Raw genomic sequence first — 11,991 nt, forward strand, 5'->3', positions numbered from 1 at the left:
CCCCTGACCCCTGACCCCTGACCCCGCCGGGCGGCCGCCCGGGCCGGGGCCGGGGCCGGGCCGGGTTACGCCGGACCGGGGGCGCGGGCCGCCGCGCCCCCCTCGGCGTCGCGGCACGCCCCGCAGGTGTTCCAGCGCGGCCGGCCGGGCCCGGGGGAGCGGTGCGGGGCGAGGGTCATCTCGGAGGTGCGCAGGCCGCACAGGGTGAGCGGCCCGCAGACGCCCGAGGCCTCCGCGGGGGCGGCGTGCGCCATCCGTACCGGGTTCTCGGGGTCCGCCGGCACGCGGCCGGGGCCGAGGATCCGCACGTTGGTCGGCGTATCGGGTTCGAGCACGATGACGGTGTCCACCTCCACAACCTCGCCGCAACGCCGCCCCCCTGCACCCGCACAGCGGCATCCGGCCCAGCCCCGGTGCCCCCGGACGTCAGGGACGCCCCCGCTCCGGCTGGTTCACGGCGTCACAGCCGGTCGTAGACGGCGGACAGCCGCTGCAGCACCTCGGTGGCCCGGTCGAGGGCGTCGTCGTCGTAGTCGCCCAGGTCGCCGTGCAGGGCGTCGGCCAGCGCCCGCTGGCGCTGGTCGTGCAGGGCCCGGCCGGTGTCGGTGAGGGCGACCAGGACGGAGCGCTTGTCCTCGGGCTGGCGGGTGCGGGTGACGTAGCCGGCCGCGACCAGGCCGTTGACCAGCTGGGTGGTGGCGGCGCCGGTGGTCTCGGTGCCGGCGGCGAGCCCGCCGATGCTGAGGGGGCCCTGTTCGGCCAGGGTGCGCAGGGCCCGGGCGTGGGTGAGGGAGAGCGCGCCGGGGGTGCGGGTGGCGCGTCCGCGCAGCCGGGCGTCGGCGGCGCTGAGGCGGTAGGCGGCGCGCGCCAGGCGGTCGAGCGCCCGGGCGCGGTCGTCGGTGGGTGGCGGCTCGGCCATTGGTCGGTCCTCTTCGTCGGGTTGACAGCAGCCTAGCCTCGGGACTTAATAGCTAAGTACTTATTCATTAAGTGCTTAGCCAATCGGATCCCGCCGGGGGACCCGCAACCGGATCCCCCCGTCGGACCCCGTAGAGGAGACCGTCATGACCGTCCGTTCCACCGGCCAGAGCTGGGCCCTGGACATCGCCCTCGCCCAGGGCGGCTTCGACGCGCTGCACCCCGAGGCCGTCGGCACCATGGAGCAGCTGGGCCACGACCACACCGACTTCGCCAAGGTCTTCGCCCTGGTCAGGAGCGGCGCGATGCTGCCCAAGGCGTGGGCGACGGTGGCCGGCCAGGCCGAGGAGCGCGCCGCCCACCACGAGCGCGGCGGCTTCGCGCAGACCGCCGCCGACCTCTACCTGAGGGCGGCCGTGATGTGGGGCCGGGCGCAGTACTCGCTCTTCGACGCCGCCGACCCGCGCAAGGCGGCCATGCGCGAGCACGCCAACCACTGCGTGGAGCGCCTGGGCGCGCTGCGCGAGGGCCGGGTGCGGCGGGTGGAGCTGGACTTCGAGGGCTCGCGGATCTTCGCCCTGCTGCACCTGCCGGCCGGGCCGGTCCGCAACGCGCCGGCCGTCATTCTCGGCCCCGGGATGGACATGATCAAGGAGGACTACGTCTGGGCGGCCGAGCGCTACTACACCTCGCGCGGGATGGTCGCGCTGTCCATCGAGGGGCCGGGCCAGGGCGAGAGCCGCGCCGGCGGGCTGACCGTCGACCTCGGCAACTACGAGCGGGCGATCGGCCGCTACCTCGACCACCTGGCCGCGCTCCCGGAGGTCGACGCCGACCGGATCGGCATGTTCGGCATCTCGATGAGCGGCTACTGGGGCTCCCGGGCGGCCGCCGCCGACCGCCGCCTGGCCGCGCTCGCCGCCTTCGAGGCCGTCACCGGGGACTTCGCCACGATCTTCGAGCGCGCCCAGCCGACCTTCAAGAACAACTACATGTACATGGCCGGGTACACCGACGAGGAGGCCTTCGACCACGACCTCGCCCACCGCATGCCGCTCGGCGACCTGGTGGCCGACATCGCCTGCCCGGTGCTCCACGGCATCGGCGAGTTCGACGAGCTCACCGACCTCGCCCAGGCCCTGGAGAGCTTCGAGCGCATCCGGGCGCCGAAGGAGCTGCGGGTCTACGAGGACGAGTTCCACCCGCTCGGGGGAGTGGCGGCCGAGGTCTTCCGGTTCGGGGCGGAGTGGCTGGAGCGGGCCCTGGCCGGCGAGTTCACCGACCCCGGACGGGACGTGCGCCACTACGTCCACCGCGACGGCCGCACCACCGACGGCAGCGCCGACCCGGCATGGTGGCTCGGCACCGCCCCCGCCCCGCTCGCCGCGCTGCGCCGCGGCTGACCCTTCGCGGACGGACGGCCACGCCCCGGGGTGCCTCCACGCCCCGGGGCGTTCCCCCGAGCCCGGGGGCGGCCCCGGGCTGGAGGAGCCCGCGTCGGCGGCAGCCCCGCACCTCGCTATACATGCCATGTATACATGGTGTGTATAGTCCTTGATCATGTCACTCGGACAGATGCTCCTCGGCTTCCTGGAAGCCCAGCCCCGCCACGGCTACGACATCAAACGCCTCTACGACGAGCACTTCGGCCGCGACCGCGCCCTGCACTACGGACAGGTGTACGCCACCCTCTCCCGCCTGCTGAAGAACGGCCTCGTCGTCGTCGAGGGCGTGGAAGCCGGCGGCGGCCCGGACCGCAAGCGCTACGCCATCACCGACGCCGGCGTCACCGACCTCGCCGACTGGCTCGCCCACCCCGAGGACCCGCAGCCCTACCTGCAGAGCACCCTCTACCAGAAGGTCGTGCTCGCCATCCTCACCGGCCGCTCCGCCGTCGACGTCCTCGACACCCAACGCGCCGAACACCTGCGGACCATGCGCGAACTGACCCGCCGCAAACTCGCCGGCGACCTCGCCGACGAACTGATCTGCGACCACGCCCTGTTCCACCTCGAAGCCGACCTGCGCTGGCTCGAACTCACCGCCGCCCGCCTCGACGACCTCACCGCCCGCCTGACGGAGACCCAGCGTTGACCACCGCCGAACCCCTCCTCCACGCCCAGGACCTGCACAAGTCCTTCGGCCCCACCCCGGCCCTCGCCGGCGCCTCGCTCACCGTCGCCGCCGGCGAACTCGTCGCCGTCATGGGCCCCTCCGGCTCCGGCAAGTCCACCCTCCTGCACTGCCTCGCCGGCATCACCCGCCCCGACCAGGGCACCATCACCTACCAGGGCCGCTCCCTCACCACCAGCACCGACAGCGAACTCAGCGCCCTGCGCCGCACCCACTTCGGCTTCCTCTTCCAGTTCGGCCAACTCGTCCCCGAACTCTCCTGCCTGGAGAACGTCGCCCTCCCGCTGCGCCTGAACGGCACCCGCCGCAAAGCCGCCGAAGCCCGCGCCGCCGAATGGCTGGAACGCCTGGAAGTCGCCGACACCGCCGCCAAACGCCCCGGCGAGATCTCCGGCGGCCAGGGCCAACGCGTCGGCGCCGCCCGCGCCCTGATCACCGGCCCCCGAGCCGTCTTCGCCGACGAACCCACCGGCGCCCTCGACTCCCTCAACGGCGAACGCGTCATGAAACTGCTCACCCGCGCCGCCCGCGAGAGCGGCGCCGCCGTCGTCCTCGTCACCCACGACGTACGGGTCGCCGCCTACGCCGACCGCGAGATCGTCGTCCGCGACGGCCGCACCCGCGACCTGGCCACCACCCGGTGAGCGCCACCGACCCCCGGGTCCGCCGACCGCACCTGGACCAACTCGCCCTCGGCGCCCGGCTCGCCGTCACCAGCGGACGGGACGGCTGGGGCCGCCTGCTGCTCACCGCCTGCGGCGTCGGCCTCGGCGTGGCCCTCCTGCTCTTCACCGCCTCCTTCCCCGGCCTCGTCCACCACCGCGACCAGCGCCTCTACACCCAGAACGACACCTTCCGGGACGAGGACCTGCCCACCCCCGGCGACCGCACCGTCCTCGTCGCCACCGCCGACACCACCTTCCACGGCACCCCCGTCCGCGGCCGCGTCGTCCAACCCGAAGGCCCGAACGCCGCACTCCCGCCCGGCCTCGCCGCCTACCCGGCCCCCGGCACGATGGCCGTCTCCCCGGCCCTCGCCGACCTCCTCGCGGACCCCGCCAACCACCTGCTGCGCGAACGCCTGCCCTACCCCGTGACCGGCACCATCGGCCCCGCCGGACTGCTCGGACCCGGCCAGGCCGACTACGTCCTCGGCGGCGACCACCTCTCGGTCGACACCGGCGCCGTCCGGATCACCGCGTTCGGCCACTTCTCACCGCCCAAAGACATGGACCCCAAACTGGTCCTGCTCAACGCCGTCGGCCTGACCGTGATGCTCGCCCCGGTCGGCGTCTTCCTCGCCGCCGCCGCCCGCTTCGGCGGCGAACGCCGCGACCGCCGGCTCGCCGCACTGCGCCTGGGCGGCGCCGACCGCCGGATGACCGCCCGGATCGCCGCGGGGGAGTCCCTGGTGGGAACGGTGCTGGGCCTGGCCGCGGGAACGGCGCTCTTCCTCCTCGGCCGGCAGCTCATCGGACGCGTCCGCCTCGCCGGATTCAGCTTCTACCCCGAGGACGTCGCACCCCAGCCCGCCATCGCCGCCGCGATCGCCGTCGTCGTCCCGCTCATGGCCGTCGGCGTCACCCTGCTCGCCATGCGCCGGGCCGCCCTCGACCCGCTCGGCACCGTCCGCCGCTCCGCCCCCGGCCGGCGCCGCATCGGATGGCGCCTCATGCTGCCACTGGCCGGCCTGTCCCTGACGGTCTTCGCCCTCACCCTCTCCGACCCGGCCCAGGGCACCCGCGGCTCACTCCTCGTCGCGTTCGGCGTGCTGCTCACCCTCACCGGCGTCTGCACCCTCCTGCCCTGGCTCGTCGAAGCCGTCACCCGACGGGCCGGCGGCGGCCCCCTGTCCTGGCAACTCGCCACCCGCCGCCTGCAGACGGGCTCCGGACCGGCCGCCACCGCCGTCAGCGGCGTCGTCGTCGCCATCGCCGGCGCCATCGCCCTGCAGACGCTCTTCCTCGGCATCAGCACCCAGTACGAGCAGTACGCCCGGCCCCAGCCCACCACCGGCCCCTACCGGCAGTCGGTGACCTTCCCCGGCGGCGGCCCCACCGCCGACGCCCTCGCCGACCGCCTCGCCCGCAGCCCCGGGATCCGGGCCACCGCCGCCTACACCGAGTTCTCCCTGGAGAGCGCCACGGCCAAGTCATGGGAACTGCCCTCGGTCCGCATCGCCTCCTGCGCCGTCCTGCGCGGATTCGCCACCCTGCCCGACTGCGAGGACGGCGACGCCTTCGCCCTCCAGGGCCCGACCGCCCGCCCCGGCGCCGGCCCCGTCGAGCCCGGAACGACCGTCCACGCCGCCTACTACCGCGGCACCGGCGAACCGGCCCCCTTCCCCCTGCCCGCCCCGACCGCCACCGTCGCCCCCGTCCAGGGCGCCGACCCCAACGGCCGCATGGGATCGGGCCTGCTCCTGCTCACCCCCGCCGCCGTGCCCGCCGACGCCCTGCGCGGACAGCCGGCCACCGTCCTGGTCTCCCTCGCCGACGCGCTCCCGGACCCGAACGAGCACCTCACCACCGCCGTCATGGCGATCGACCCCCAGGCCCGCACCGAATTCCCGCTCGACCCCGCCCCCGACGCCACCTACCTCGCCGTCAAACGCCTGCTGACCGCCGGATCGGCGATCACCCTCCTGCTGGTCGCCCTCAGCCTCCTGGTCGGCCAACTGGAACGCCTGCGCGAACAGCGCCGCGTCCTCGGCGTCCTGAACGCCGTCGGCACCCCCCGACGCGTCCTGGCCCTGTCCGTCCTGTGGCAGACCCTCCTCCCGATGGCCCTCGGCCTGGCCCTGGCCACCGCCGCCGGCCTCCTGACCGGAACGGTCCTCCAGTACTCCTCCGGCGTCCCCCTGAACACCGACTGGGCCTCCCTGCTCGCCATGACCGCCACCGCCGCGGGCGCCGTCCTCCTCACCACCGCCCTCGGCCTGCCCCAACTCCTGCGCCTGATGCGCCCGGACGCCCTGCGCCACGAATAACCCCGCCCCACGAATAACCCCGCCCCCACCCGGACGGCGCCGCCCCGGCGGACCGTCCCGGGGCCGTCAGCGTCGCCGGCGTCCGCGCCGGCGACGCGTGACGCCTTCCCGCAGACGGTTCACACCGGTCAGGACGGGACGGAAGACCGGTACGGCCACCACCAGCAGGCACCGGGCGGCCGCCGCACACCCAGCCGCCGCCCCGCTACCGCCCCCGCTACCGCCGCGCGACGGCGGCGACCATCGGCCGTAGGACCTGGGCGGCGGGAGTGTGCGTCAGGTAGGCGGTGAGCTGCTCCCGGTTGGCCGGCGGGATCCCGTGGGTGAGGCCCGCGGCGAGCAGCGCGACGGTGAAGGCCTGCTCGGCGATCGCCTGCGGGAACCGCCCGCGCAGCTCGGCGGCGAGGCGGGCGGCGCTCTCCTGCCTGTTCTTGCGCTCGGCCCTGACGAGGTCGACGGCCAGCCGTACGGCGGGCAGTGCCGCGGCGAGCCTGAGCTGCTGCTCCGGGCCCGTGGTGCCGGTGCTGAGGAAGTGCGCCAGGTGCGGGGCGAAGCGCCCGGCGAGCCTGCGCAACTCGCGGGGGGCCTGCGGGAGCTCCGGTTCCGGGTTGCCGGGGCTGCACCAGTCGTGCCAGGCCGTGGACGCCTTGAACGCCGGCGGCTCGTCGAACCACTGCCAGGCCAGGACGGGGGCGAGCCCGGTCACCGGAAGCCCCGTGGTCCGGAAACGCCGCTCCGGGCGGACGGTGAACTCGGCTCCGTCGTCCGCGCGGAAGGCCGTGGCCAGCTGCCACGTGCAGCAGGAACGGCGGATCCGCGCGGTGACGGTGAAGCGTTCGGACTCGTCCGGGGCCAGCCGTACGTGGGTCCGCTCCAGGAACGGGCGGGCGCCGACCCGTTGACGGGTGAACTCGTCCACCTCCCAGAGCACCGGACGCTCCTGGTCGAGGTCGAGTTCCAGCTCGGGAACGTTGCGGGACCCGGCGGGCTGCAGCTGGACCATCGCCCCGCGGACCGGCTCGACGCGGTCGAGGACCTCGGCCCGCAGGTCGCGCAGGGTGAGGTGGGCGTCCGATCGGTTGGTCACCGTGACGGACAGCACGGTGCCCTCGAAGTCCGCGCCGCCGTGCCCGCGCGCCCAACCGAGCACGTCCTCCTCGCCCTTGAGCTGTCCCGGCAGCCGCACCGGGAGGTCGTTCACCTCCGCGTCCGCGGGGATCACCACCCACTGGGTGACCGGGTCGCGGTACTCGGCCAGGACCTCCACCGTCCCGGCGCCCGGCGGCCGCGCGGGCCGCGCCGCCGCGTGGATGTGCACACCGCCGTTCACGGTCCCGGCCTGCACCACCGAGCCGCCGACAGCGGACCCTCCGGCCAGGAGATTCTCCACACGGGATGTGGCGGCCGGCTCCGGTTCCTCCTGCGACATGCCGCCCATGGTGGCAGGCACGGACGCGACACGACAGCCGTTCGCCCGAACCGGCCCCCGGCGGCGTACCCGTGGCCGCAGGGCCCGGTTCGGCTCCCCGGCCTGCGTGCCCCCGGCTCCCCGCGTCCAGCGTTCAGGGTTCAGCGCAGGACGGCGAGTTCGGCCACCACGGCCCGGTGGTCGCTGCGCGGCAGGGCGTGCTCGGAGACGTCGACGGCGGTGAGCGCGGGCCCGTGCAGGACGTGGTCGATCTGGATCACGGCCGGGACGTGGTAGTCGGGGTGGTCCTGGGGCCAGGTGGGGAAGAGGCCCGCGCCGAGCTCCTCGTGGGTGTCGGTCAGGCCGGTGCCGATCAGGTCGCGCATCGGCTTGTGGTCGAGGGTGGCGTTGAAGTCGCCCAGCAGGACCGCGTTGTGGTTGCGTCCGGGCGCGGCGGCGCGCAGGCCGTGCAGGTCCTCGGCCCAGCGGCGGGCGTCGCCGAGCGGGTAGTAGGTGTGGACGGCGACGAGCTGCACCGGGCGGCCGCCGACGTCGACGGTCAGGTTGGTGGTCGGCCAGGCCGGGTCGGCGGTGGAGCCGACGGGCAGCCGGGTGTAGAGCGCGGTGTCGGTGCCGGCCGGCCGCTCCCGGTGGGGCAGCAGGGTGCGGATGCCGGCCGCGTCCAGGGCGTCGGCGGCGGAGTCGCTCTGCTCCTCGACCGCGAGCACGTCGATCCGCTGCTCGCGCACCAGGTCGACCAGGGACTTCGGCGAGACCTGCCCCATGTAGTTGTTGCTGGTCGCCACCCGCAGCCGGGGCGCGTCGGCGGGCGCGTGGGCCCCGTCCGGGACGAACCGGGGCACCAGCCACCACAGTTGCAGCACCACCAGCGCGGCCGCGACCCCGGTCAGCCACCGGGCGCGCAGCACCGCCACCACCGCCAGCAGCAGCACGCTGAGCAGCGCCGCGTACGGCAGCCCGGCCATCGGCAGGGCCAGCACCGTGCCGTCGTCCCACCCGAGCAGCCGCACCACCGCGAGCCCGGCCGGGCCCAGCAGCAGCACCCCGCACCCGACCAGCGCGGCGAGCCGCCAACGGCTCCGGCGGGCGGGCGACGCGCTCTTCGACGTACGGTCCGTCACGGTGCTCCTTCCAGGGCGGCGGCCGGCAGCCATGATCACCGGCCGCCGTCGAGAAGGACGGACGCCCGCGCCCGGGGCCCTGGTTCCGCACCACCGGCCGAAGCCGGGCCCCGCGGGACGCCGGTGCCCGGAGCCACCGGCCGGGTGGCCGCGGACCGACGCCCGGCAGCACGCGGATCCGCCCGTTCCGGGGGCCGGTTCAGAGGAACAGGGCGACGATTCCGGCGAGCAGGCCGGCGGCGATACCCAGGACCGTTACGGCCATGAGCCCGACGCCGGCGCTGGTGAGCAGGATGCTGCCCTCCGGGGCGTGGCCGCGCCAGGCGGTCGTCAGCAGCCAGCCGGCCGACACGGTGCCCAGGACGAGGATCATGGCGGCGGCGATGCCGTACTTGATGGCGGGTGATGCCGACGGTTCGTGGGCCACGCCCTTGGCCAGCCGTACCGGCAGCCGGGTGCCGGCCCGGTGTTTTCCGCTCGTGTCCTGTACCACGATGGGCCGGGCCTGGTCCGCGCCGCCGCCGGCGGGGGTGAAGCTGCCCTTGCAGTTGGTGCCGTCGTTGTAGCCCTCGCTGTCGGACACCTCGTAGCAGTCCTCCACCACGACGACGCCGTCCGGCGGGCCCAGCCCCAGGGCCGCGCTCATCCGCTCCGCGGCCAGCGTCCAGGTCAGCGCCGCCGCTCCGGCCAGGAGCGCCACCGCCAGTACCGCCGCCGCGATCCGTGTTGCCGTCCGCACCCTCGCCGCCTCCCTCCCCGTATCCGCGCCCGCTCGGCGGACCGGTCCTGCATCGGCCAACTGATGGTGACAGCAGCGTAGTTGACGTTCAATGCCCGCACCCGCCCGAAAGGTCCCGGGGCCTACCGCCCGACCTGTGGGGCGTGGCGCGCACCCGGCGTGCCGCGAACGCCGACGCCCCCGGCCTGGACAGCCGGGGGCGTCAGCGCGTTCGGGCACGGGACGGGTGCGGTGCCGGCTGCTCGACCGCTACTCGACCGCGCGCAGCGCGTTGACGATGCCGAAGCCGTAGAAGCCGTTGACGCGCTTGCCGCCCGCGCAGACGGGGTCCGCGGCGCCGTCGCCGTTCGGGCCGGCCGGGCAGCCCGGGTTGTCGCCTGGGCCTTGAGCAGTGCCTGCAACTGGGCCGGGGTCGCCTCCGGGTGGGCGGACTTCAGTAGCGCGGCCACACCGGAGGCGTGGGGAGTGGCCATGGAGGTGCCCTGCTCGTAGCCGTACTGGTTGCCCGGCAGCGTCGACAGGATGCCGCCTTCCTTGGACGGTGTGTCCGAGGCCTGGTACTGGTCGCCGCCCGGCGCCGCGACGTCGATCACGCCGAGGCCGTAGTTGGAGTAGTACGCCTTCGCGCCCTTGGCGCCGGTCGCGCTGACCGTGACGACGCCCGGCAGTTGCGCGGGCAGGTCCCAGCACCTGTGCGGGTCGACCGTCCGGCTCGACGGGGTGGAGTCGTTGGGGCTGCCGCCGTCGGTGAAGCCGTCGGAGGCCAGGTCGTGGTTGGCGTTGCCGGCCCCGGCGACGTTGAGGGTGCCCTTGCGCTGCGCGTAGAGCTGGGCGCGGTTGACCGCGTCGATGATGGCCTTCTGGTCGGGGTCGTCCAGGCAGTTGTACTGCCACGGGTCCACGTAGTAGCTGTTGTTGGTGATCTGCACACCGTGGTCGGCGGCGAACACGAAGGCGCAGACGACGCTCTCGGCGTAGATCAGCTGGCGCGGGGTGGGCTGGGAGACGGTGATGCCGGAGACCTTCCCCCCGGGTGCCACGCCCGCGACGCCGACGCCGTTGCGGGCGGCGGCGATCGTGCCCGCCACGTGCGTGCCGTGGAAGTAGTTCGCGTCCACCGGCCGCCAGGAGCCGTACGTGGTGTCGGCCTTGCCGCTGGAGCAGTTCGCGGACTGCGAGGGGGAGAAGTTCGGGGCGAGGTCCGGGTGGGTGTCGTCGACGCCGGTGTCGATGACGGCGACCGTGACGTCCCTGCTGCCCGGGTTGATCTCCGCGGCCTTGTCCGCGCCGATCGCCCGCAGGGCCCACTGCTCGGCTTCGAGGGGTTCGGTGCCGCTGCCGGACGCCTTCGCGATCGTCGCCACCTCGGCCTCGGACAGGCGCCGCACGGCACTTGCCTCGGTGGTCCCCGCCGCGCTCAGCGGCGCGGTCCGCGTGGCACCCGCCGACTCCACGCCGCGCACCGCGCGCAGCCGCTCGCCGAAGCCGGGGTCCGCCGAGTGGGCGACGATGACGCCGATCCCGTCGTACGTGACGACGACGGTGCCGCCGGCCGCGGTGATGGCCCGCTGCACCTCGGCGATCGTGCGGTGGTCGGTCCTGGTGTTGACGACGTACGACAGGGTGTGCGCGTCCTCGGCCTGCGCGGCGGACGGTATTCGGGGCGCCGCCGAGGCCGAGGCGGGAAGGAAGCCGAGCGAGGCGGTCAGCGCCAGCGCGACCGGGACGGCCAGGCCGAGCCGGGGCAAGGAACGTCGTCGAGCCATGTGGTCTCCGCATCATCAGGGTGGGGGACCCGCCCGACAGCAGAGTGACGGCCGGGCAGGCACATGAGGGTGGTACGGGAGTAAAGCTGTCCACCACCTCGCCCCGATATGCCGACCGTGCCCAAGACGGCCCGCGCGACCGGGAGTTCCAGCACCGGGCACGCCCCCCGGACGTCCGCCAAGGTGCGCGGCCCCGCGTCGAACCGGAGAGCAGGGATCGACAACTGCCCCCGGAACGCCACGGCTTGGTCGCCAGGACGTACACCGTGACCGGGCCCGGGGCCCCGCCCCCAGCCGCACCGCCCGCGACCCCCCCCGGCCCGGGGCCGCCCCTCCACTCCACGGAGGACGCGGCCCCGGGCCGGGGCGCGGAGGTGGGGATCAGGCGCCGGGCGGGGTCACGTAGCCGGAGATCTTCCACTTCTTGACGCCGCCCTTGGCGGTGCGCGGGTCGATGTGGCGGTGGGCCACCTTGTTGCTGACGTTGCCCTCGACGGTGTCCAGGGTGCCGTCACGGTTCACCGAGACCACCACGCCCACGTGGCCGCCCTGCTCGTAGGCCGGCGGGCCGTAGACGACGAGGTCGCCGGGCTTCGGCGAGCCGGTGTGGAACAGGTGGTGCTCCTGCCCCCACTTGCCGACCCCGCGCCCGAGCAGGGTGGTCGGGACGCTCTTCACCCCGGCGTGCCGCCAGGTCCACTCGGCGAACGCCGCGCACCAAGAGGTGTTGCGGCAGGTCTGGCCCTTTCCGGTGAGGTACTTCTGGCAGGCCGAGCCGCTCTCGGTGACCCCGATCTGACCGCGCGCCGCCGCCGCGATCCGGTCCCGCAGGGTGGCTGCCGCCGGCGCCGCGGCACCCTCGCGCAGGGCGCCGGCGTCGGCAGTGGTCCCGCCGG

General features: G+C 74.7%; 10 protein-coding genes and 1 pseudogene. 4 read left to right on the plus strand and 7 right to left on the minus strand.

Annotated features, from left to right (window positions below; all coding sequences use genetic code 11):
* Nucleotides 1–65: 65 nt before the first annotated feature.
* Both AE652_RS22750 and AE652_RS22755 read right to left on the minus strand, forming a co-directional pair.
* Nucleotides 66–350 (minus strand): hypothetical protein, encoded by a 285-nt coding sequence (locus AE652_RS22750; protein ID WP_117484918.1) that lies wholly within the window; start codon nucleotides 348–350, stop codon nucleotides 66–68.
* 110 nt (nucleotides 351–460) lie between these two features.
* Nucleotides 461–919 carry a MarR family winged helix-turn-helix transcriptional regulator gene (locus AE652_RS22755; RefSeq protein ID WP_049654428.1) on the minus strand — a complete coding sequence of 153 codons (459 nt, stop codon included), beginning with the start codon at nucleotides 917–919 and terminating at the stop codon, nucleotides 461–463.
* A gap of 145 nt (nucleotides 920–1,064) precedes the next feature.
* Here AE652_RS22755 and AE652_RS22760 point away from each other — a divergent pair, with 145 nt between their 5' ends.
* From AE652_RS22760 to AE652_RS49055, 4 genes are all read left to right on the plus strand, one after another.
* On the plus strand, nucleotides 1,065–2,321 hold the full coding sequence (locus AE652_RS22760) for an alpha/beta hydrolase (protein WP_049654430.1): 1,257 nt from the start codon (nucleotides 1,065–1,067) through the stop codon (nucleotides 2,319–2,321).
* Nucleotides 2,322–2,478: 157 nt separating this feature from the next.
* A complete protein-coding gene (locus AE652_RS22765) occupies nucleotides 2,479–3,012 on the plus strand; it encodes a PadR family transcriptional regulator (protein ID WP_049654431.1) in 534 nt (177 codons plus the stop codon).
* Complete coding sequence (locus AE652_RS22770) at nucleotides 3,009–3,695, plus strand: ABC transporter ATP-binding protein (protein ID WP_049654433.1); 687 nt, start codon at nucleotides 3,009–3,011, stop codon at nucleotides 3,693–3,695. Before AE652_RS22765 ends, AE652_RS22770 begins: the two co-directional genes overlap by 4 nt.
* Nucleotides 3,692–6,040 carry an FtsX-like permease family protein gene (locus AE652_RS49055; RefSeq protein ID WP_049654435.1) on the plus strand — a complete coding sequence of 783 codons (2,349 nt, stop codon included), beginning with the start codon at nucleotides 3,692–3,694 and terminating at the stop codon, nucleotides 6,038–6,040. The genes AE652_RS22770 and AE652_RS49055 overlap by 4 nt, the downstream gene beginning before the upstream one ends.
* A gap of 217 nt (nucleotides 6,041–6,257) precedes the next feature.
* Here AE652_RS49055 and AE652_RS22780 read toward each other — a convergent pair whose 3' ends face one another.
* The 5 genes and pseudogenes from AE652_RS22780 to AE652_RS22800 all read right to left on the minus strand — a co-directional run.
* Complete coding sequence (locus AE652_RS22780) at nucleotides 6,258–7,469, minus strand: hypothetical protein (protein WP_159028525.1); 1,212 nt, start codon at nucleotides 7,467–7,469, stop codon at nucleotides 6,258–6,260.
* Between the two features lie 140 nt (nucleotides 7,470–7,609).
* Entirely contained in the window at nucleotides 7,610–8,590 is a 981-nt protein-coding gene (locus tag AE652_RS22785) for an endonuclease/exonuclease/phosphatase family protein (protein ID WP_049654440.1), read from the minus strand.
* A gap of 199 nt (nucleotides 8,591–8,789) precedes the next feature.
* On the minus strand, nucleotides 8,790–9,329 hold the full coding sequence (locus tag AE652_RS22790) for a hypothetical protein (protein ID WP_159028526.1): 540 nt from the start codon (nucleotides 9,327–9,329) through the stop codon (nucleotides 8,790–8,792).
* Between the two features lie 249 nt (nucleotides 9,330–9,578).
* Nucleotides 9,579–11,095 (minus strand): annotated as a pseudogene (locus tag AE652_RS22795) (S8 family serine peptidase).
* Between the two features lie 381 nt (nucleotides 11,096–11,476).
* Nucleotides 11,477–11,991: CHAP domain-containing protein (locus tag AE652_RS22800; RefSeq protein WP_049654443.1), on the minus strand; the 515-nt coding region annotated here is incomplete at its 5' end.

Origin of the sequence: Kitasatospora sp. MY 5-36 (assembly GCF_001182915.1) — a bacterium.
GTDB lineage: Bacteria > Actinomycetota > Actinomycetes > Streptomycetales > Streptomycetaceae > Kitasatospora.